At 60.2% G+C, this 20,672-nt stretch carries 20 protein-coding genes; 15 read left to right on the top strand and 5 right to left on the bottom strand.

Annotation, left to right across the window (positions count from 1 at the left end):
• The first annotated feature begins 105 nt into the window (after positions 1-105).
• The 4 genes from GQ39_RS11615 (at position 106) to GQ39_RS11600 (ending at position 4,650) form a co-directional block, all read left to right on the top strand.
• Complete coding sequence (locus GQ39_RS11615; protein WP_047529912.1) at positions 106-2,163, top strand: carbon starvation CstA family protein; 2,058 nt, start codon at positions 106-108, stop codon at positions 2,161-2,163.
• A gap of 14 nt (positions 2,164-2,177) precedes the next feature.
• Positions 2,178-2,375: a YbdD/YjiX family protein gene (locus GQ39_RS11610; RefSeq protein WP_047529911.1), complete on the top strand. Its 198-nt coding sequence runs from the start codon at positions 2,178-2,180 to the stop codon at positions 2,373-2,375.
• A 222-nt stretch (positions 2,376-2,597) separates the two neighbouring features.
• On the top strand, positions 2,598-3,503 hold the full coding sequence (locus tag GQ39_RS11605) for a hypothetical protein (protein ID WP_047529909.1): 906 nt from the start codon (positions 2,598-2,600) through the stop codon (positions 3,501-3,503).
• Between the two features lie 82 nt (positions 3,504-3,585).
• Positions 3,586-4,650 carry a GGDEF domain-containing protein gene (locus GQ39_RS11600; protein WP_047538767.1) on the top strand — a complete coding sequence of 355 codons (1,065 nt, stop codon included), beginning with the start codon at positions 3,586-3,588 and terminating at the stop codon, positions 4,648-4,650.
• Between the two features lie 21 nt (positions 4,651-4,671).
• On the opposite strand, the gene GQ39_RS11595 is transcribed toward GQ39_RS11600, so the two are convergent.
• Complete coding sequence (locus GQ39_RS11595) at positions 4,672-6,237, bottom strand: aldehyde dehydrogenase (NADP(+)) (RefSeq protein WP_047529908.1); 1,566 nt, start codon at positions 6,235-6,237, stop codon at positions 4,672-4,674.
• Positions 6,238-6,247: 10 nt separating this feature from the next.
• Positions 6,248-6,871: an isochorismatase family cysteine hydrolase gene (locus tag GQ39_RS11590; protein ID WP_047529905.1), complete on the bottom strand. Its 624-nt coding sequence runs from the start codon at positions 6,869-6,871 to the stop codon at positions 6,248-6,250.
• Between the two features lie 98 nt (positions 6,872-6,969).
• Between GQ39_RS11590 and GQ39_RS11585 the strand changes: the two genes are divergently transcribed.
• The 3 genes from GQ39_RS11585 to GQ39_RS11575 all read left to right on the top strand — a co-directional run bounded on the left by GQ39_RS11585 (position 6,970) and on the right by GQ39_RS11575 (position 8,467).
• A complete protein-coding gene (locus GQ39_RS11585) occupies positions 6,970-7,506 on the top strand; it encodes a winged helix-turn-helix transcriptional regulator (protein ID WP_047529903.1) in 537 nt (178 codons plus the stop codon).
• Between the two features lie 122 nt (positions 7,507-7,628).
• The gene (locus tag GQ39_RS11580) at positions 7,629-7,973 is read left to right on the top strand and encodes a hypothetical protein (RefSeq protein WP_047529901.1); all 345 of its coding nucleotides are present in this window, start codon (positions 7,629-7,631) and stop codon (positions 7,971-7,973) included.
• 260 nt (positions 7,974-8,233) lie between these two features.
• Positions 8,234-8,467 carry a hypothetical protein gene (locus tag GQ39_RS11575; protein ID WP_047529899.1) on the top strand — a complete coding sequence of 78 codons (234 nt, stop codon included), beginning with the start codon at positions 8,234-8,236 and terminating at the stop codon, positions 8,465-8,467.
• 94 nt (positions 8,468-8,561) lie between these two features.
• Here GQ39_RS11575 and GQ39_RS11570 read toward each other — a convergent pair whose 3' ends face one another.
• Entirely contained in the window at positions 8,562-9,296 is a 735-nt protein-coding gene (locus GQ39_RS11570; RefSeq protein ID WP_047529898.1) for a FadR/GntR family transcriptional regulator, read from the bottom strand.
• Positions 9,297-9,558: 262 nt separating this feature from the next.
• Between GQ39_RS11570 and GQ39_RS11565 the strand changes: the two genes are divergently transcribed.
• From GQ39_RS11565 to GQ39_RS11555, 3 genes are all read left to right on the top strand, one after another.
• Entirely contained in the window at positions 9,559-10,665 is a 1,107-nt protein-coding gene (locus GQ39_RS11565) for a mandelate racemase/muconate lactonizing enzyme family protein (RefSeq protein WP_047529897.1), read from the top strand.
• A 110-nt stretch (positions 10,666-10,775) separates the two neighbouring features.
• On the top strand, positions 10,776-11,717 hold the full coding sequence (locus GQ39_RS11560) for an AEC family transporter (RefSeq protein ID WP_047529896.1): 942 nt from the start codon (positions 10,776-10,778) through the stop codon (positions 11,715-11,717).
• Between the two features lie 350 nt (positions 11,718-12,067).
• Positions 12,068-12,940: a DNA/RNA non-specific endonuclease gene (locus GQ39_RS11555; RefSeq protein ID WP_047529895.1), complete on the top strand. Its 873-nt coding sequence runs from the start codon at positions 12,068-12,070 to the stop codon at positions 12,938-12,940.
• An 84-nt stretch (positions 12,941-13,024) separates the two neighbouring features.
• On the opposite strand, the gene GQ39_RS11550 is transcribed toward GQ39_RS11555, so the two are convergent.
• Complete coding sequence (locus tag GQ39_RS11550) at positions 13,025-13,585, bottom strand: YSC84-related protein (RefSeq protein ID WP_047529893.1); 561 nt, start codon at positions 13,583-13,585, stop codon at positions 13,025-13,027.
• Positions 13,586-13,957: 372 nt separating this feature from the next.
• Between GQ39_RS11550 and GQ39_RS11545 the strand changes: the two genes are divergently transcribed.
• A complete protein-coding gene (locus tag GQ39_RS11545) occupies positions 13,958-15,010 on the top strand; it encodes a metallophosphoesterase (RefSeq protein WP_047529892.1) in 1,053 nt (350 codons plus the stop codon).
• Positions 15,011-15,307: 297 nt separating this feature from the next.
• The gene (locus GQ39_RS11540) at positions 15,308-15,769 is read left to right on the top strand and encodes an HvfA family oxazolone/thioamide-modified RiPP metallophore (protein ID WP_047529891.1); all 462 of its coding nucleotides are present in this window, start codon (positions 15,308-15,310) and stop codon (positions 15,767-15,769) included.
• Between the two features lie 214 nt (positions 15,770-15,983).
• Here the strand turns inward: GQ39_RS11540 and GQ39_RS11535 are convergent, their stop codons facing one another.
• A complete protein-coding gene (locus GQ39_RS11535) occupies positions 15,984-17,012 on the bottom strand; it encodes a D-cysteine desulfhydrase family protein (protein ID WP_052193558.1) in 1,029 nt (342 codons plus the stop codon).
• 248 nt (positions 17,013-17,260) lie between these two features.
• On the opposite strand from GQ39_RS11535, the gene GQ39_RS11530 reads away from it, so the two are divergent.
• The 3 genes from GQ39_RS11530 to GQ39_RS11520 all read left to right on the top strand — a co-directional run bounded on the left by GQ39_RS11530 (position 17,261) and on the right by GQ39_RS11520 (position 20,627).
• The gene (locus GQ39_RS11530) at positions 17,261-18,514 is read left to right on the top strand and encodes an MFS transporter (protein WP_047529890.1); all 1,254 of its coding nucleotides are present in this window, start codon (positions 17,261-17,263) and stop codon (positions 18,512-18,514) included.
• A 128-nt stretch (positions 18,515-18,642) separates the two neighbouring features.
• Entirely contained in the window at positions 18,643-18,957 is a 315-nt protein-coding gene (locus tag GQ39_RS11525) for a DUF485 domain-containing protein (protein ID WP_047529887.1), read from the top strand.
• Positions 18,954-20,627: a cation acetate symporter gene (locus GQ39_RS11520; protein ID WP_047529885.1), complete on the top strand. Its 1,674-nt coding sequence runs from the start codon at positions 18,954-18,956 to the stop codon at positions 20,625-20,627. The genes GQ39_RS11525 and GQ39_RS11520 overlap by 4 nt, the downstream gene beginning before the upstream one ends.
• Positions 20,628-20,672 lie beyond the last annotated feature (45 nt).

Genomic DNA, 20,672 nt, shown 5'->3' with positions numbered 1-20,672 from the left:
ATTTATTTGTGGACGACATACGGGGATATTGGGCCAGCTCCGCATTGCGGACACAATTATAAAAATTACCGCCGCAGTCCACTGGCTGTCGGCAGGAGACCTTGTATGCCCCGTCTGGCTAAACACCTTGCCTGGTTTGCCGTGGCCGTTCTGGGAGCGGTTGCGCTGAGTGTCGTGGCCTTGCGCCGCGGCGAAGCGATCAACGCCCTGTGGATCGTCGTTGCAGCAGTCGCTATCTATCTGGTTGCTTATCGCTATTACAGCCTGTTCATCGCTAATAAAGTGATGCAGCTCGACCCCAATCGAGCCACTCCCGCTGTGCTCAACAACGATGGTCTGGACTACGTACCGACCAACAAGCACGTGCTCTTCGGTCACCACTTCGCGGCCATCGCGGGCGCGGGTCCGCTGGTCGGTCCGGTGCTGGCGGCGCAAATGGGCTACCTGCCCGGCACGCTGTGGCTGATCGCCGGCGTGGTGCTGGCTGGCGCCGTGCAGGACTTCATGGTCCTGTTCATGTCCACCCGCCGCAACGGCCGCTCCCTGGGCGACATGGTCCGTGAAGAAATGGGCCGCATTCCCGGGACCATCGCGCTGTTCGGCTGCTTCCTGATCATGATCATCATCCTCGCGGTGCTGGCGCTGATCGTGGTCAAGGCCCTGGCGGACAGCCCGTGGGGCATGTTCACGGTGATGGCGACCATCCCGATCGCGATGTTCATGGGCATCTACATGCGCTACATCCGCCCGGGCCGTATCGGTGAAATTTCGGTGATCGGCGTAGTGCTGTTGCTGGGTTCGATCTGGCTGGGCGGGCAGATTGCCGCCGATCCGGTGTGGGCCAAAGCCTTTACCTTCACGGGAATCCAGATCACCTGGATGCTGATCGGCTACGGCTTCGTCGCTGCCGTGCTGCCAGTGTGGCTGATCCTGGCACCGCGCGATTACCTGTCGACCTTCCTGAAAATCGGCACCATCGTGGCTTTGGCCATCGGCATCCTGGTGACCATGCCCGAGCTGAAAATGCCGGCACTGACCCAATTCATCGACGGCACCGGCCCGGTGTGGAAGGGCGGTCTGTTCCCGTTCCTGTTCATCACCATCGCCTGTGGCGCGGTGTCCGGTTTCCACGCGTTGATCGCTTCCGGCACCACACCGAAACTGCTCGCCAGTGAAGGCCATGCCCGTTACATCGGTTACGGCGGCATGTTGATGGAATCCTTCGTCGCCATCATGGCCATGGTCGCGGCTTCGGTGATCGATCCGGGCGTGTATTTCGCCATGAACAGTCCGGCCGCCGTGGTGGGCGCCGATGCCGTGAGCGTCGCGCAAACCGTCAGCAGCTGGGGCTTCGCCATTACACCGGACGCCCTGCAAGCGGTCGCCAGGGACATCGGTGAAACGACGATCCTGGCCCGTGCCGGTGGTGCGCCGACCCTGGCGGTCGGTATCGCGCAGATCCTGCACCACGTCCTGCCGGGTGAAAACACCATGGCGTTCTGGTACCACTTCGCGATCCTGTTCGAAGCGCTGTTCATCCTGACGGCGGTCGACGCCGGTACCCGTGCCGGTCGCTTCATGCTCCAGGACTTGCTCGGGTCCTTCGTGCCGGCGCTGCGCCGCACGGAATCCTGGACCGCCAACCTGATCGCGACCGCCGGTTGCGTGGCGATGTGGGGTTACCTGCTGTATCAAGGCGTGATCGATCCGCTGGGTGGCATCAATACCCTGTGGCCGCTGTTCGGCATCTCCAACCAGATGCTGGCCGGTATCGCGCTGATGCTCGGCACCGTCGTGCTGATCAAGATGAAACGCCAGCGTTACGTCTGGGTCACGCTGTTGCCTGCCGTGTGGTTGCTGATCTGCACCACCACCGCCGGCTTCATCAAGCTGTTCGACGCCAACCCGGCGATCGGCTTCCTGGCCCTGGCCAAGAAGTACAGCGATGCGCTGGCCAACGGCCAGGTGCTGGCTCCGGCCAAGGACATCACGCAGATGCAGCATGTGATCTTCAACGCCTACACCAACGCAACACTGACCGCGCTGTTCCTGTTCGTAGTGTTCAGCATCCTGTTCTTTGCGCTGAAGGTCGGTGTCGCGGCCTGGGGCACCAAGGAGCGTACGGATAAAGAAGCGCCATTCCAGGCATTGCCGGAGGCGTAAGCGAGGAGTGCGCCATGTTCAATGACTTGAGTCGCCTCGGTAAATACCTCGGGCAAGCCGCGCGCCTGATGGTCGGCATGCCCGACTACGACAACTACGTCGAGCATATGCAAACCAAACACCCGGACCAACCGGTGATGGACTACGAGGCGTTCTTCCGCGAACGCCAGGAAGCCCGTTACGGCAGCAAGGCTGGACCGAAGTGTTGTTGAGCAAATGAATAACCGGCCGGTCAGGCCGGGTGAATGAGAAGGTCAGCTAGACCAGGAAGCCCTGCAGGTTCACGCGTGCAGGGCTTTTTTCGTTTCGCTCGGCAGACATTCGCGCGCCGGTTCACCTTGAGCTGATCCGCCTTTTTCCGCCACGCCTGATGCTTCCCGGCGCAATCGGCTGACCTCTACAGTCAACAGCGCTACGTTTAGGGAGATCAGGCCATGTACAGCTCACTGCAAAGACCGGGCAGCGCTCGGCAGTTTCACGATCGGATCTATGCCGGCGAGATCATTCGTATTGCCGAGTTGCCCGCCATGGCGGCACTGGTGGCATTGACCCGTGCATGGCTGGAAGACGCGCTGCATCCCTGGGCGCCGCCAGAGATTCACCGTTATCTGAGCCATGATGAACAAACGCTGCGTTTTGCCCAATGTCAGAACGCCTTTGCCCGCTCGAAAGAGGTTCGCGAGCATTGGCGGGTCGTGGTGGAAAGCCTGGGCCTGGCCCCCGATGCCCTGGCCTGTGACCGCCTGCACCTGCGTTTTCAACCTCACCGAGAACCCCGGCAATCCACGCCGCGCGCCCGCACCACCGCCACCATCGCCTTTCACCGCGATACCTGGGGCTCGAATCTCTATGCACAAACCAACTGGTGGGCGCCGATCTATCCGATCACGACAGGGCGGACCTTTGCCTTGTATCCGCACCTGTGGCAGCAAGCGCTGCGCAATTGCAGTGCGGATTTCGATATGCGCGCGATCCTTGAGCGCTCCCATCGTGACGGTCGTAATGCGGTGGATGCCGACGAGGCCATCCCGCATCTGCTGGAGGCAATCGACCCGCAGCAGGGGGTGGCCGTGGATATCGCCCCGGGGAGCCTGATTGCCTTTTCCGGGGCGCATGCCCATGCCGGCGTCGGTAACAACACCGGATTGACGCGAATTTCGTTCGAAACCCGCTCCGTTCTGATCGACGACGTGCTGGCCGGGTTGGGCGCACCGAACATTGACGGTCACGCGCCGTGGCGCACGCCCGGGTTGTTTCGCCGAATGAGCGATACCCGGCGCCTGAACGAAATCCTTGGTTGCGGGTTCATCGAACCCTATCGACGGCCGCAAAACCGCTAGTTATGGATAGCCGTTTGTCGGGCGTATCGGTATGCTTCATCGCACGCTGCGAATGCCCACGACCAATAACCACAGTGATGCCATGAGCCAATCAGAATCGCGTGCGAATGTTTTAGCGCTGTATCCGGAGGACACCCGGGAGGCCGCGGCCTTGCTCAAGCGAGCCGTGCCCCTGATGGTCCGCCACAACATTGCGCCCAATCCTGTGCATTACGCGCTCTGGTACACCTACAGCAAGGGCCAGGACCCGGAGCTCAATCGTCACCTGGACCGGGTGCTCAGAGACTTCGACTACTTTCCGCCAGAATCCGCCACCAAGCTGTTTCGCGAGCACATCATCCGTGACGAACTGGACGATGTCCGCGCGGACCAGCATCAGGTCATCAGCCTGGTGGATGGCATGGAGCGGGATGTCTCGCGCAGCGTAAAGGGCAATCTGACTTTTCAGAGCCGTCTCGGCCAGTGCATGGAGATGCTCGATGAGCCGGTCAGCGCTCGCCTGCCGGACATCTTGAGCGAGCTGCAGCAGAGCACCCGGCTGATGCAGAGCCAGCAGGAACACTTCCTTGCCCAGTTGCAATCAGCGCAAAGCGAAATCAAAACCCTGCGGGACAAGCTCGAGCGTGCGCAACGGGCCGCCACGCTGGATGGCCTGACCGAGCTGCTCAATCGGTCTGCGTTCACCCGCCAGCTGGAGCAAGCGCTGGTCAAAGCGTCGCAAAACGTGGCGCTGGTCATGCTGGATATCGATCATTTCAAGCAGTTCAACGATCAATACGGTCATCCGCTGGGCGATCGGGTGCTTCAGCATGTGGGTCAGGTACTGCGCGACGCGCTGCCAGCCAACGCTTTCGCGGCGCGCTACGGCGGTGAGGAGTTTTGTGTGGTGCTCGAACATTGCGCCGATCTCACCGTGGCCAACGCCTTCGCCGAACAACTGCGGTTGAAAGTCCAGTCGCTGCGGATCAAGGCGCGGGGCACCGACACCGTGCTGGACACGGTCACCGCGTCCTTTGGTGTCGCCTTCACTGAACCCGGCGACAACCTGGAAAGCTTGGTGACCCGCGCTGATGATGCGTTGTACCAGGCCAAGCGCAATGGCCGGAACCAGGTGCATACCTTGGAAAAAGACCCGGCAATCCCCTGAATGCCGGGCCTTCGTTGACACCTACTGACCGTCCACGCTGCGTGGCACTGCAAGGGCGTTGATGTCTCGCAGTGCCTCCGGTAGCAGCGCATCGGGAAAGCCCTGATACGACACCGGACGCAGGAAACGCTCAATGGACGTCATGCCCACCGAGGTGAAGCGGCTGTCCGATGATGCCGGAAACGGTCCCCCGTGGATGGTGGCGAAGGACATCTCCTGTGGGTGGGCAAACGCATTGACGACAATGCGACCGGTGCGACGCTCCAGTATCGGCAGCAAGCGCCGGGCCAGTTCGATGTCCGTCTGCTCGAGGTGCATGGCAGCGCTGAGCTGACCGCGAAGCGAGCGGGCGACGGCGAGCATTTGCGCCGCGTCCCTGACCTTCACCAACAACGCCGCCGGCCCGAACACTTCGTGCGCCAGTGCCGTCTCGCTGAGAAAGTGCGCGCCATCGACTTCCAGCAACGCAGAGTGGCCATCCAGATCCCCATGGGCGGGCTCCCCCTCGGCCGCCAGTCGGGCGCCGGCGCGTTGCAGGTCGTCGAGGCCGCGGATGTAAGACGCATGAATGCCCGGCGTCAGCATCGGACGCGCACTTGCTTGGGCCACGCGCTTGGCCATCGCAGCGCGCAACGCGTCAAATCCGGCGCCTTCGATGGCGATCAGGATCGCCGGTTTTAGGCAGGCCTGACCGACATTGACCAGCATGCGCTCGGCGAAACCATCACCGATCTGCGAACCACGCCCGGCCAGCGCGTGGGGCAGGACGAATGTGGGGTTGACGCTGGTCATCTCGGTAAACACCGGAATCGGTTCCGGGCGCCGTTGCGCACGACGGTACAGCGCCATGCCACCTTGTTCCGAGCCGGTGAAGGTCACCGCCTTGATCAGCGGATGGTCGACCAGGGCTTCGCCAATCGCGTTGCCACTGCCGCGTACCATGGAGAACACACCTTCAGGCAGTCCGCTGTCCTGCACCGCCTGGCGGATGGCTCGGGCCTGAATTTCCGAGGCGCCCGGGTGGGCGTTGTGGGCCTTGACGATGACTGTTGCGCCAGAGGCCAATGCCGAAGCGGTGTCGCCACCGGCCACCGAGTAGCTGATGGGGAAGTTGCTCGCGCCAAAAATCGCTACCGGGCCGATGGCGATTTTCTGCAGTCGATGGTCCATGCGCGGGCGGGGTTGGCGATCAGGTTGCGCCGGGTCGATGGCCACTTGCAGGAAGCGCCCTTTGCGCACGACATCGGCGAACTGGCGGAACTGGGTGGCGGCTCTTGCGACTTCACCCTGCAGTTGCGCCTCGGGCAAACCGGTCTCCAGCGCTGCCCGTGCCGCGAGCTCTTTGCTGGCGGCATCGAGATGGTCGGCGATGCGTTCGAGGAACGCCGAGCGCTCGGCGAGCGAGGTATGGCTGTAGGCGTCAAAGGCCTCGTCGGCGAGGGTCGCGGCCCTGTCGACCTGCTCGACGCCGCCCAGGGCGAAATCCGGCTCGATGAGCTGGTTGGTCGCGGGGTTCAGCGCCTTCATGGTCCCTTCGGTGGCAGGGATTTCATGGGCGCCGATCAGCAGATTTCCGGTCAATTTCATCTTGTGCACCTTACTGCGCCAGCGTGGCGATGAGTTCTTCCGTCGTCACGATGGCGTGGGCGAACGTCGGGCCGTTGAGTTCATGGGCGGCGTGCATCATTTCCGGCTTGAATGCCGCAGTGGCGTCTCGCACCAGGGTGACGTGGTAGCCGAGTTCCTGAGCGTAACGGGCGGTGGCCTCAATGCAGGTATTGGCCAGCAGGCCGACGATGATCACGTGGGTGACACCTATTTGCTTCAAGCGGAAATCGAGGTCGGTGTTGGCGAAACCGCTCGATCCCCAGTGTTCGGAAACAACGATGTCACCGTCCTTTGGCGCGAAATCCGGGTGCCATTCACCGCCCCATTCCCCGCGTGCGAAGTGGTGCATGTGCTGGATCTTGCACTGGGAGGGGCTCGGGTGATCCCAGTTTTCGTAGTCGCCTTTTTCCCAGCGCCGGTGCGGTACGATGACCACCGGAATGTCGAGGGAGCGGACAGTACGATCGAGGGCGCGCAGGTTGTCGAGCAGGCCGACTTGCTCGGCGATCGGCTTGATCAACGGGAAGACTTTGCCGCCCTCGGACAGAAAATCGTTGTAAGGGTCGACCAGCAGGTAAGCGGTCCGGCCAAGCGGGTAGGCAGCGTTCGACATGACAAATTCTCCAGGGAAGGGGTTGATCCGTGCCACGGGCTTGCCTTGGCATGTTGTGGATATGATAATCATAGTAAGTGTGAAAGAGGCAAGACCGTATGGCGATAAAAAAGAGTAGCCCTGAAACCCTGTGCCCGATTTCCCGGGCCGAATCGGTCGTCGGAGATCGCTGGACCGTGCTGGTGCTCAGGGAATTGTTCATGCGCAGTCATCGCTTCGATGAGATCCAGGCGCAGACAGGTGGCACTCCCCAGATGGTCGCCGCACGCCTGAAAAGCCTGGAAGCCGACGGGCTGGTCGAACGTCGTGCCTACAGCGAACGGCCGCTGCGTCACGAGTACCACCTCACTGAAAAGGGGCAGGCCTTTTACTCGGTGATTCTTGCCTTGCGTGCCTGGGGGGAAACCTGGTGCAAATCGCAAGAGGAGGGCCTGGCGGTCCGATACACCCACCAGACCTGCGGGCAACCCGCCGGGCTCGGGCCGCTTTGCGAACATTGCGGCCAGCTGTTGCGCCGTGAAGAACTGATCAGTGAGCCGAGTGCCGCTTATGCCCTGGAGCGACAGGCGCGGCGTGATGCGTTCAAGGGCAGTCGTGCCGCGGAGCCCTCAACGAAAGTCGATAAGCCTGACTGAGCCTGGTCACTGCGGGTGACTATTCGTTCAGGTAATAGTGACCATCACCGATCTCAAGTTTTGTTGTTTGCCAAAAACAAGGAAAATCGCGCACATCCAAATGCTTCCCAGGAATTTGCGCGATGAAAATGTTGACCCGGCAAGCGCTCGTCGCATGCTTGCTGTTGTCCGGCTGTGCCTCGGCCCCGAACGCCCCGACGCTGACGTTGCAGACCAGGAAAGCTCCTGCGGATTACGCACACTGCGTATTACCGAAACTGCAGAACGACTCGCTGCAAGCCACCGTATCGGAGACCCAGCGCAGCTACCGGATCGTCGTGTCCAGCAAAGTCGCCGCGGACGATGTACTCGAGGCCTACAAGGACAAGGCATCGAATGGCGGCAAGGTGTTTTTGTACGAGCGCGCGCTGCTGGCTTCGACTTTCGGTCCTTCCCCACTCGAACGTGCCGCGCAGGAATGCCTTTAAGCCAGGTGCCGGTCGTTCCGTTTCCATGACATCTGCGCGCTCGTGCGGGCGCGTCTGATGGACCTGAATTGATGCCATGGGTATTGCCTTAAACGTTCGCGGGCGATGAGCGGATCAACGAATGCGACCTGTTCGAACTGTAAGCGACAAGGCCTCGAACTTTACCCACCTTTCTTCTGTCGACCCATCACCTGCCAGATCAGTGCGCTCCAGCGTGAGGGCCATGACGGATCGGGCACAACTATAAAAAGGTGATCGTGATGAGTTGTCTTATTTGTGCCGGCGTCGCACAGCGCATTCAGTGTCACGGCCCCTGGGAAGAGAGAGATTGCCCGGAGTGTGGCCGCTATCGCGTGTCCGATGAGCTCATCCTGACGCTGATGGAGCAGGGCCAGATTTTTGATGTCGGCAAAACCAGGGGCTGGCTTGATAGCCGGCGTGTGGGCGGTGCCGTTCCTTCCATTGAGATCCATGAAGCACTGCTGGTGCCTTGATGGAAGCAGGGGACAGATCCCTGGTGCCTGTCCCCCGGCGCAACTGCGTCGCAGTCACCTGGTTTGTTGTAGAACAATGAGACAACTGGCGGCCTCAGAAGAACGTGATCTCGTAGCCGAATCGCGATGCGGCACTGACAATGTGCTGGCCCATGATCCGACGCGCCGCTTCCGCATCCCGGTCGATGAATGCCTGCACGAGGTCTTCATGCTCGCCGCGCGCTGCATGGGGAATATTGCTGAACACCGGACCCCGCCGTGCAAAGGTCATGGAGATCAGCGCTCGCATCGGTTCGAGCACCGTGCGGATCATTGTCTCGAGATAGTCGTTGCCTGACGCGGCAGCCACCGCCCGATGGAAGTCGAGGTCAGCGTTGACCGTGTCCAGAGTCGGTTCCCCTTCGTACTGCATTCGCAGCACCGCCGCCTGAATCGTTTTCAGCGTGTGGGGCGTCATATGCGATGCCGCCAGCGCAGCGGCCTGGCTTTCCAGTACAGCCCGTACTTCGAACATGTTGCGCATCGTATTGTCACCGTCCAGCAACGGCGTGCTTTCACGCAGCGCCAAAGGCTCCGCCGACTGGGCGGCGGCCGAGACGAATACGCCCACGCCCTGGCGCGACTGGATCAGTCCCTGGGCTCGAAGCGTGGCGATGCCTTCGCGCACCACATTCCTGCTGACGCCGAAGTTTTGCGAGAGAAACTGTTCGGTCGGAAGGCGGTCGCCTGGCCGCAGTCGGCCGGAGGCAATCTCTTCACTCAACGAGCGGGCGATGTGCTCAGCCAGATGAGGGCGCCGCGCCACGGGTTGCACATTCATTTCACTCATGCGGATTCATTCCTCTCACTTGTCTACTTAATCTACATCAGAAGACTTGTTCCTGACAGTTGAAACTGAATTTCATTATCGACATAAAACAAAATAATCAATAAAACCAATAGGTTAAATATCGTTTGGATATGGGGTGTTCAAAAAGCAGATGTTGTTCAGTTGAAGGACAACAGGATGTCTTGTACGTTGTCCTCAACCTGGCACGGGCGAAATCCAAAAAACACCGCGCCACCGTTGCAACCTGCTTGAGGCACCGTCTATGAAAATTGCCAGTATTGAAACCATTCCGCTGCGGATCCCCTTTACCACGGGAGGACGGTCGGCCGGCGGGGTATGGGGGCCGAAAGACCTTCAGATGGTCGATTCCCTCGTGGTCAAGATCACCACCGATGACGGTATCGTGGGCTGGGGCGAAACCTTCGGTTTTACCGCGATACCCGCCGTGAAAGTCGTGATCGACACTATCCTTGCGCCCGAACTGATCGGCAGTGATGCCACTCGGCGCGAGAAGTTGCAGGGCGATCTGCAGAAGAAATTTCACGTCTTCGGTCGCAGCGGTGCGTTCATCTATGGGCTTTCGGCGATTGACATCGCGCTGTGGGATATCGCGGGCAAAGCGGCCGGCAGGCCGATCTACCAGCTGCTTGGCGGCAGTGACGCCACTTCGCTGGCGGCCTATGCAAGCCTGATCCGCTATGCCGACCCTGAACTCATCCGCATCAACGTACAGCGTGCGGTCAACAGTGGTTTCCGCCACCTCAAGTTGCACGAGGTGGATGTCGAGGTCATCCGCGCCGCGTGCGAAGCCGCAGGTCCCGACGTGGAAATCACCCTCGACGTCAACGCCCCCTGGACGGTGCGCGAAGCGCTCGACATGACCGAGAAACTTCGCCCGTTGAATCTGCGCTGGATCGAAGAGCCGGTGTGGCCGCCGGAAAACTATTCGGGGCTGGCGACGGTGCGCAAGCAAGGCGGCATCCCGGTTGCAGCCGGCGAAAACGCGTCGACGCTGATGGACTTCCAGCACCTGCTTGAAGCCGGCGCGGTCGATTTCGTTCAGCCCAGCCCGGCCAAAATGGGTGGCATCACCGAACTGCAAAAAGTCTATGCGCTGGCTAACGCCCACGGCGTCACCGTGATGGTCCACGCCTTTTATGACGGCCCCGGCCTGCTGGCCGCCGTGCATGGCAGTGCGGCCCTGGGCGGTGCGAAATCCTTGGTCGAATGGCGTTACTTCGATCTCGAAGCGCAGCTGTATGGCGACGCCATCATTCCGCGTAACGGCCGCATCGACGTACCGCAAGGGCCGGGGCTCGGCATCGAGCCAGACCAGGACGTCATCCGGGACTACCGCTTCAAACCCTGACCACCCAAGCCGCCCGGTCTTTGCCGGGTGATCGCGGCCGACGCAACAGCCGTCGGCCGCGATCAGCGATGGCGACATTCTTGATAAAAATAAATACGAGGATTGCGGACATGTTAGACAGGATCGTAGGGCCCATTCTGCCCGTCGCCTTTGTGATCGCGCTGGGCTATATCGCCGGCAAGCGCGGACGGCTGACCCATTCGGACAGCCTGCTGATCAGCCGGCTGGTACTCGGCTGGATATTCCCGGCGCTGCTTTTTGTCGGGATGGCGAGCACGCCGCGTGAACAGCTCCTCGACTTCAAGTTCGTCGCGGCCACGTTCATCGGCATCATGGGCATGTACACGATAGCGCTGGCGATTGGCTGGTTCACCACTCGCAATCTCAAGGTTGCAACGCTCAAGGGCTTCGTCAACGGTTACCCGGACGCAGCTTTCATGGGCATCCCCATCCTCGCGACGATGTACGGCGCCGGCAGCATTTATTCGGTGCTCGTGCTGAACCTGGTCGCGAGTCTGGTGATGATCCCGCTGACGACCATGTTGCTCACCATTGCCGATGGAAAGGGCAGTGGTTCCCAGGCATTCGTGTCGAGCCTGTCGGGAGCGGTCCGCCGTCCGCTGATGTGGGCACCGGCCCTGGGCATTCTGATCTCGCTGCTGCAGGTCAAGATGCCACCGATTGCGGCGGAGTCCCTCACGCTTCTGGGCAAGGCGACGCCTGGCGTATCGCTGCTGTGCCTGGGTTTGATCATGTCGTCGGAGAAACTGAAAATGTCCGGTGAAGTGTGGGGCAACCTCGGGCTCAAGCTGTTCATTCACCCGGTGTTGATGTTCGCCGCCACGGTTTTGCTGGGCACGCACGGCCTTTACGCACAACAGATGATTCTGCTTTGTGCGCTTCCGTCGGCGACCATCCCGGCCATGTTCGCGAACCAGACCGGTGCTTATCAGAGTGAAGCCGCGACCTCCATTCTGGTCAGCACGGTGCTGTCGATCGTGACGTTTTCTGCGGCGATCTACCTGATCGATGGAGGGCTTGCCGCAGCCTGAGCATGTCCAACGGCTTGAACAGGTGTCGCCATCAAATATCGCAGCCTGCAGGAACGGCCGCAGGCTGCGGTCTTTTATGAATCCACGGCTGTTCCCTGTCGATCGCTTCTTCGACGTGCGCGTAGAATGCGAGCGCCGTTGAGCACTAATGTGAGTTGTGACGGTCAATAAATCCCGCACGACCCTTCAGTGGTCATGCTGCTCGTAGCCGATCGGGTTCGTATCGGTATTTTGATCAAGGACAGTGAAAGCATGCTCGCCGCCATGTAACCGCAACAGTCTTCACCAGGTTCCGTGATACGGCACTCGCCGTACGCTTTCCCCGCCATTCCATTCGAAGAATCTAAAGCATGCACCTACGCAAAATTGCAGTTGGGCTGTCAGCCCTTGTTTTGCTCTCGACCGGGGCAGAAGCCCGCAGTCTGCTGGACTTCATCAAGCCGCCTGCCCAGCATCAGGAGCCGCAGTCCCGCTCCGGTTCGATCAGCCAGAGCGCGGCACTGGACCTCTACTCAAACAAACAGAAGCAACCGTCGTTCGATGGCTGCGCGGATCTGTTTCCGGCCTCCAGACCGATCAACCTGGCCACCGTGCCTTCCACCATGAACCCCCTGGCCCTGTGTTCCGACAATTTCGCGGTGCTGTACTCACAAACCAGCAAGACGCCGCTGGTGGTCGTAGAGCGTCTTAATGCCGCGCAGCTTCAGGATGCAAAAGGGGAGGAACGCACTAACCAGTTCTACCCGGACCCTCGTATCCCCAAGGGGGGGCGGGCAGAATTGAGCGATTACCGCAGCCAGCATCCGGCCGTGGACCGCGGTCATCAATCCCCGGCTGCCGACGCACCGAGCCCCAATGCCATGGCCCAGTCCTTCGCGCTGTCGAACATGGTTCCGCAAGACCCGACCAATAACCGCAAGATCTGGAGCAAGGTCGAGTCCGACGTCAGGAAGTTTGCCAAACGGGCCGACGGCAATGTCTTTGTCTTCACCGGACCGATTTTCGACGCTGGCCACGCGACGATTGGCGACAACAAGGTCTGGGTGCCGACGCGCCTGTTCAAGCTGGTGTATGACGCATCGTCCAAGCGGGCCTGGGCTTACGTACTGCCCAACGCGGAAACCCGTATCGAGAGACCGATCGACTATGACGCTTTCGTGAAAAGCACCGGACTCAAGTTGCTGGGCAATCTGCCGGTCACGGGTTCAGTGGGGCGCAGTTGATGGCGTCGACTTGATGAGTGGCACCCCAAGGTTGCACGCAACCCAGGGGTGCTTCACATAGACCGGCATCACGTGTGGCCGGGTCTAGCGCTTGATCAGGGATATCTTCGTCCCTTCGATACTGATCCCGGCCATCAATCCTTGTTGGTCGAAGATAAACGCGTAGGCGTCGTCCTTCAGCGTCGAGCTGGACAGGTTCTTCGCAACCCCTTCATCGACCACCGCAACCGTCGGCCCTACGCCGATTTCCCAGCCCTTGGTTTCAGTGATGTATTTCAAGGCTTTGTCGTTCATCAGGAACACCACATAGCCATAGGATTGGGCGCCCGCCTGCAGCCCCCACGAACCGCTGACGGAGTTGTAGTAATCCTCGACTTTCGTGCCCTTCATTAATACTCCCTCACCATAGCTGCCGCCGAATACAAGGCCCGCCTTGATGATTTTCGGGAAGACAAGCACGGCTTTGGCTTTGTGCGAGAGGGTCTCGGATAAGGGATTGGTCTTGTAGAGCGTCTGTAATGCTTGTCGAGAGTCGGTATTCAGATCTTCGGCGGTGGCCGCTCCCGCAGTGTTCAGGAGGCTTGTCGATGCCAATGAGGCTGTCGCGAGGACCATCGACAGGAAGAAGCGCATTGATTGAGTCATTTGCGTACTCCGATAAGGGAGCAAGGGACGAGAGTGGCGAACAGCACCTGCCTCAGACAGGAACGGAACCCACTGAAAATATCCGGCGCACCCTAAAGTGTGTGAATCGCAAGCGTCGCTGTGGAGGCCGGAGGCCTTGATCAGTCGCGATGCCATCATTTGTTGTGACCACTGTGCGAGAGCCGGGTTCGCCGTTGACCGGCACTTTCGTTCGATGGCGGGCTTGGCTTTCAACCAGCGAAAGGGGAAAAGCGATTGGAAAGGTGTGCGTCACCATTTTTTAACAAAGTATGAACAACTGCTGTGATTTATTGGGAGGGTAGTTCGAGCTTTATTAACCCCCCTGATCGACCCTGGCCAGTGAGTTCCTGATTGAAACGCACAACGACTCCATCGCTGTCTGCAAAACGCTTGGTACTCCGAAGGATTGTGCGCTGCGCAGGCATCGCCATCGTTATTTTATTGGCCGGTGGCGGTTATTGGCTCTACACCCCGCCATCGCCCTTTGTTCCGTTGTCAGGTCTGGAACCCTCCGCTGTGTCGATGATCGCGTTGGGCGATCAAGGCAGCGGAAACATGCAGCAGTGGCGGGTCGGGCAGGCCATGGAACAGGTTGCGGCCAGAGAAGGGCGCCTGGACATGGTGGTGCTGCTGGGCGACAACTTCTACGGCAAGGCATTGACCAGTACCCATGACCTCAGCTGGCAAATCAAATTCGAGCGGGTCTATTGGGGGCACTGGCTCAGTCACGTGCCGTTCTACGCGGTCCTGGGCAACCACGATTACCCGGTGTCGCAAAAGGTCGAAATCGAATACGGCCAACAACACAAGGGGTCGGGCCGCTGGCAAATGCCGATGAACTTTTACACCAAGGATTTCGGTAACGTCGACGGGCGTCCGTTGGTGCGAATGGTGTTCCTCGATACGTCGGCGCCACGTGAAAGCCTGCAACAGCAAATCGACCTGATCGATCAGGCATTCCAGGCACCCGGCCCGGCTCCGGTGTGGCGCATTGCAGCGTCCCATCACCCGGTGCGCAATGAGGGCGAACATGGTGAAGAGTCGGACTTGATCGCCCGGCTCCTGCCGGTGTTGCAACGCAATAAGGTTGATGTGTTCCTGTCCGGCCACAATCACAATCAGCAGCTGCTGCTGCGTGCCGGGGAACCCGCGTGGGTCATCTCCGGTGCGGGCGGTCAGAAGCTCGACAACTTGAGTATCTCCCCGGAGCAAAGCACGTTCGCCGCATCACGGGCAGGTTTTGCCAAACTCGACTTTAGCGCCGATCAGTTACGGCTGGCGTATTACAACGATCGAGGTGATCTGGAGTCCGACTATCGCTGGGCCAGAAACTGCCCGTGGATGGCCAAGGGGTGCTTGCTTCCCGACGTCGTTCCACAAAACATCGCCCAGTCGGAGCACTGACGGGCAGTTTCGCCATGTTGAAAGTCGGGGCACCCGACGCGCCCTGGCAGGATGAATCCGGCCAGGTCCTTGAAATGTGACGTCAGGCGCGTGGGCCCTGTGTATCGCTGTGTATCCGAACGCGGCGTACGCAGACTGGCTTACAAATGCCCCTCGATACGGATACATCCGGGATACACGGTTGCAGTCAAATAGCCCTGCCTTAGCGAGAAAGCCAAACGCCCTCGCACCACGGCTTATCGCCTTCGTGGCAATGACCTTAGCGGCTTGGCCGCACACCGTACCCGGAGAACCACCATGTCCCGTATGTCGAACAAATCCCGCATTGGCCTGATCGCAGTTGCACTGGCCGGCAGCATGAACCTCGCTTCGTCCGCCTTTGCTGCAGACGCACTGCCACAAGGCTATCAACTCGCGTCGGCGGAAAAGACCAGTGAAGGCAAGTGTGGCGAAGGCAAGTGTGGTGCCAGCGAAACCGGCGCCAAGGCGACCAAGACCAGTGAAGGAAAATGCGGTGAAGGCAAGTGCGGCGATGCATCCTTCGCCCGTACCGACACCGATCACGATGGCCGCGTGTCGCTCAAGGAGCTGCTGACCGTTGCTCCCCAGGGTGGCGAAGAGTTCAAGGCGATGGACACCAACAACGACGGTTACCTCTCCGAGGCCGAGGTCTACAAGTACCGCACCAACCAGTACACCTCCAACGGCAAGAAAGTGCCGACCGAACTGTTCACCAAAATGAGCAAAGCCCAAGGCTGATGTCATCGCGCCGTTCCAACCTCCCCGGGGTCGCACCCAGGGAGGTTTTCTGGTTTTCAGGCTTGGTTTTTTGCAAGCGCTGACTTGCCGGCGAAGGCGTCAGCACCTGCAACATCAGTGCTGGCAGTGCCGAGGCCATCGCGAGCAAGCTCCCACAAAGGGCATTGGTCGAACCGGAAATACGGGGCACAGCGAATTCCGTGTGAGCGTCCGGTCAGTCGAAGGCGTTGCGGTAAGCGAAAATGCCGGGCAGGCCGCCGGTCATCACAAATAGCAGGTTGCTTCCTGCCGGATAGTCGCCGGCGCGAACCGCCGCCAGCAGTCCGGCGAAGGCCTTGCCGCCGTAGACTGGGTCCGTAAGGAGGCCTTCGTGGGATGCCAGCAGCCGTACCGCGTCGAGCATGGCCTCGGTGGGTGCGCCATAGGCTTCGCCGCGCTGGCTGCCGTCAACGCTGACAGCGCTTTCGGCCAACGTGGTGCGGGGGTCAAGTAGTTGTAGGACCTGGCGGGTTTTTTCCAGGGTCGTGGATGCCGCCTGGTCTTCGGTAGCGAGTACGGTATAGCCGGTGATTTCCGTTGATGAGTGGGCGAGGGTGACGCCGGCCAACAGGCCTGAATGGGTTCCGGCACTGCCATTGGGAACGATGATCCGGTCGAAATGCACACCGAGCGCATCGGCCTGGCGCAGGATCTCGGCCGCGCAGGCGGCGTAACCCAGACTGCCTCTGGGACTGGAGCCGCCCAGCGGCATCACGAAGGGTTTTTGACCTTCATGCCTGAGTTTTTCGACCCGTTCGGCGGCATAACCATCAGGAACGACGCCAAGGGGAAGCCGATGGATCTTCGCGCCGAAAAGGGCGTCCAGCACAACGTTGCCGTTGTGACGAAAGTCATCGTCGGTGCGCACGGCGGACGGGGTCAGAATCAGTTCGCAGGCCAGGCCCTGGCGAGCCGCGACAGCCGCGGTCAACCGTGCGTGATTGGACTGGAAACCGCCCCAGGTCACGAGTGTGTCGGCACCTTGCGCCAAGGCTTCGCCGAGTAAAAACTCCAGTTTACGCAGCTTGTTTCCGCCACCGCCGAGACCTGTCAGGTCATCTCGTTTGACGTAGAGATTGCAGCCGTTCATCTCGGGCAACTGGCTCAATCGGGTCAGTTTCTGAATCGGTGTCGGGCCTTCGAGCAGCGTTGCCCGCGGGTAGGCGGCGAGGGCGGTTTCGAGGTGACTCAAGTCATGGGGCATGCCGGTGTGCTCGTGAGGTAGAGGATGGAGTGGGTCTGTCACTCTATTAAGCGTCATCACGAAAGATAACTGCATCATGGGTAATTACAGTTGATACACCATGTAATGAGCGCTGGAGCCCACGCCTGCTCTGCATATCACTCATACAGATTGCTCCGATCAAATTAATTCGTTTTTTAAGATGCATTCTCCCGCGTAGTGTCCGCCTGAATCCGTTTCTTCAATCCGAGCACACTACCGGAGCCCCCATGAGTTATGCCGATCGCAATCTTTTATATTGGCGCCGCAACCTGGCCGTCTGCGTGTTCGGTTCCTTCACCACGCTGGTGAGCCTGAGCCTGTTGCTGCCGTTTTTGCCGCTCTACGTGCAGCAGTTGGGCGTCACTTCGCAGGCGGCGGTGGTCCAATGGTCGGCCGTGGCATTCGGGGCGACGTTTTTCGGCACGGCGCTGACAGCGCCGATATGGGGGCGTCTGGCCGACCGTTATGGGCGCAAGCCGATGTTGGTTCGAGCGGCCATTGGCATGGCTGTTGTGATGTCGATGATCGGGCTGGCGCGGGACGTGACGGATCTGGTGGTGCTGCGCCTGATCGCGGGTCTGATCGGTGGCTACGCTTCGGCCTCCATCGTGATGATCGGTTCCCAGGTGCCGAAGGAAAAGGCCGGTTGGGCGTTGGGTGTGCTGTCGACGGGGGCGTTGTCCGGCAATTTGATCGGGCCGTTGGTGGGAGGGTTCTTGCCGGAGTTCGTCGGTATCCGCGGCACGTTCTTCGTCGGTGGCGCCATGATCGCGGTGGCTGCCATCACCACGATCCTGCTCATTCGTGAGGATTTCGATCGCGCCTCGGACGGGGCGCGCCGCCACAGAGGCACGCGGATTGAACGCGGGAGTTCACGTTGGCCGGTCATCGCCGCGTTATTGTCGACCGCGATGATGGTGTTGCTGGCCAACATGTCGATCGAACCGATCATCACGGTTTACATCGGCCACCTGGGTGTCGCACTGGATGACCAGGCGCGCATCGCCGGCGTGATCATGGCCTGTTCCGCGCTGGGCAGTATCTTGACCGCCGCACGGCTGGGGGCGCTGGCGGACCGCATCGGCAGCTGGAACGTCATCATCGGCTGTTTGCTGTTGACGGGTGCGGTCATGGTGCCCCAGGCGTTTGTCACCCAATGGTGGCAACTGGCGATTCTGCGCGGGCTCATGGGCATGACCATTGCCGGACTGCTGCCGGCCATCGCCAAGTTGATCCGCCATTCAGTGGAGGAGCACAACACCGGCAAAGTCCTCGGCTATCTGCAATCGGCGCAATTTTCGGGGCAGGTGATCGGGCCTTTGATCGGTGGCCAGGTCGGTGCGCACTTTGGATTGCACCCGGTGTTCCTGGTGACGGGCGCGCTGCTGGTGTTCTGTGCCGGAATCAATGGTTGGGTGAAATATCGTTTTCAATCGGAGGCATTGAAATTCACCAAAAACGATCACCAGATTCATAATTGATCATTTTACATGATCATATGCCGGGCATAGGTTGAGGGTGCAAATACACCGCAGCCGGTGGCGGATCGAGTCTTCGAATCTGAGGCTGTGGAACAACAATAACGCAACCACTGCTCCACGGAGTCAACGTGAACCATGCATCTGAATCAGCCCGAATCCGCAACCACCCCCGCTACAAGGATTTGGTCTCAAGGCAGCGACGGTTCGTCGCTTGCCTGACCGCCGCCACCCTTGTTCCGTACTTCACGTTCATCCTCGTCGCCGCGTTCGCGCCCAACCTTCTGGCGACCAAGCTTTCGGCAACCAGCATCATCAACATCGGTTGGCCGCTGGGCCTGGCGTTCATCATCGGGGCCTGGTTGTTCACCGGGCTCTACATCCATCGGGCCAACGGCGAGTTCGATGAACTGACCGCAGAAATCCGCGCGGGGGTGATCGTATGAAACGCCTTCTGCGCAACCTCGTCCTGCCTGTCCTGCTCGGCGCATTCGCGGCTCGCGCCATGGCCGCCGATGTTTTGCAAAACGTCGAAAAACAACCGATCAACATCACCGCGATCAGCATGTTCCTGGTCTTCGTCGTGACGACCCTGGGCATCACCTACTGGGCCGCTTCCAAGACCAAATCGATGGATGATTTCTACAACGCCGGCGGGGGCATCACCGGGTTTCAGAATGGCCTGGCGCTGGCGGGTGACTACATGTCGGCTGCTGCGTTGCTGGGTGTCACCAGCATGATCTTCTTCAACGGCTTCGATGGGGTGCTGTACTCCATCAGCTTCTTTGTGGCCTGGCCGTTGCTGTTGTTTCTGTTTGCCGAGCGCATCCGCAATCTGGGGCGCATCACCCTCTCGGACATCGCCTCGTTCCGGCTCGATCAGAACCGCATTCGCACCATGACAGCCTTTGGTTCGTTGACGGTGGTGTGCTTCTATCTGGTGGTGCAGATGGTCGGGGCAGGGCAGTTGATCCAGCTGTTGTTCGGCTTGCCTTACCACTATGCAGTCATCGCGGTGGGCCTGTTGATGGCGGTCTATGTCACCTTTGGCGGCATGGTCGCGACCACCTGGGTGCAGATCATCAAGGCCGGTTTGCTGTTATTGGGCGGCACCTTGCTGGCGTTTCTGGCGTTGAGCAAGTTCGGCTTTTCCTTCGACGTGCTGTTCGAGAAAGCGGTGGCCGCGCACCACGACGGCGAGCGGATTCTGCTGCCGAGCAAACTGGTGGCCGACCCGCTGTCGCTGATCTCACTGTCGTTGGGCCTGGTCTTCGGCACGGCGGGGCTGCCACACATCCTCATGCGTTTCTTCACCGTTCCGGACGCCAGGCAGGCGCGCAAGTCGGTATTCGTCGCCACGGGCTTCATCGGTTTCTTCTACCTGATCGTGGCCGTGCTGGGCCTGGCCGCCATCGTCATCGTCGGCCAGGACCCGGCCTTCTACGAGTCGGGGATTGTCGGCGGCAAGCTGATCGGCGGCGGCAACATGCCGGTGATGCACCTGGCCAAGGCCGTGGGCGGGGATCTGCTGCTCGGTTTCATCTCCGCCGTGGCCTTCGCGACGATTCTGGCGGTGGTGTCCGGATTGACCATGGCTGGCACCTCGGCGATTTCCCATGACCTCTATGTGATGGTCATCAAAAAGGGGCGAGCCGATGCCAGGGACGAACGTCGTGTGTCGCGCATCGCTTCGGTGGGCATCGGTATCGTCGCCGTGGTGCTGGGGATTCTGTTCAAGGATCAGAACATCGCCTTTCTGGTGGCGTTGACCTTTGGCGTGGCGGCTTCAGTCAACTTTCCGATCCTCGTGCTCTCGATGTACTGGAAAGGGCTCACCACCCGCGGCGCATTGATCGGCGGTGTCTGCGGGCTGTTGAGCGCGGTCGGCCTGGTGATTCTCTCGCCCGCCGTGTGGGTCAAGGTACTGGGCAATCCCGAGGCGATTTTCCCGTATGACTATCCGGCAATCATCTCGATGAACGTGGCGTTCTTCTTCACCTGGCTCGGTTCGGTCACCGACCGCAGTCATGGCGCAGGGCTTGAGCGCGAGCGTTTCGACGATCAACTGATCCGTGCCCGGACCGGGCTCGGTGCCGCGCAGGCGGTCAGCCACTGACGCGTTTTCGCCCAACCCATACCTTTGCTGTTTTGCGCATTTTGC

Source organism: Pseudomonas sp. 11/12A (genome assembly GCF_000800055.1).
GTDB classification, from domain to species: domain Bacteria; phylum Pseudomonadota; class Gammaproteobacteria; order Pseudomonadales; family Pseudomonadaceae; genus Aquipseudomonas; species Aquipseudomonas mohnii.
Note: the sequence above shows the minus strand (reverse complement) of the source record. Positions and strands in the feature narration are given on the sequence as shown.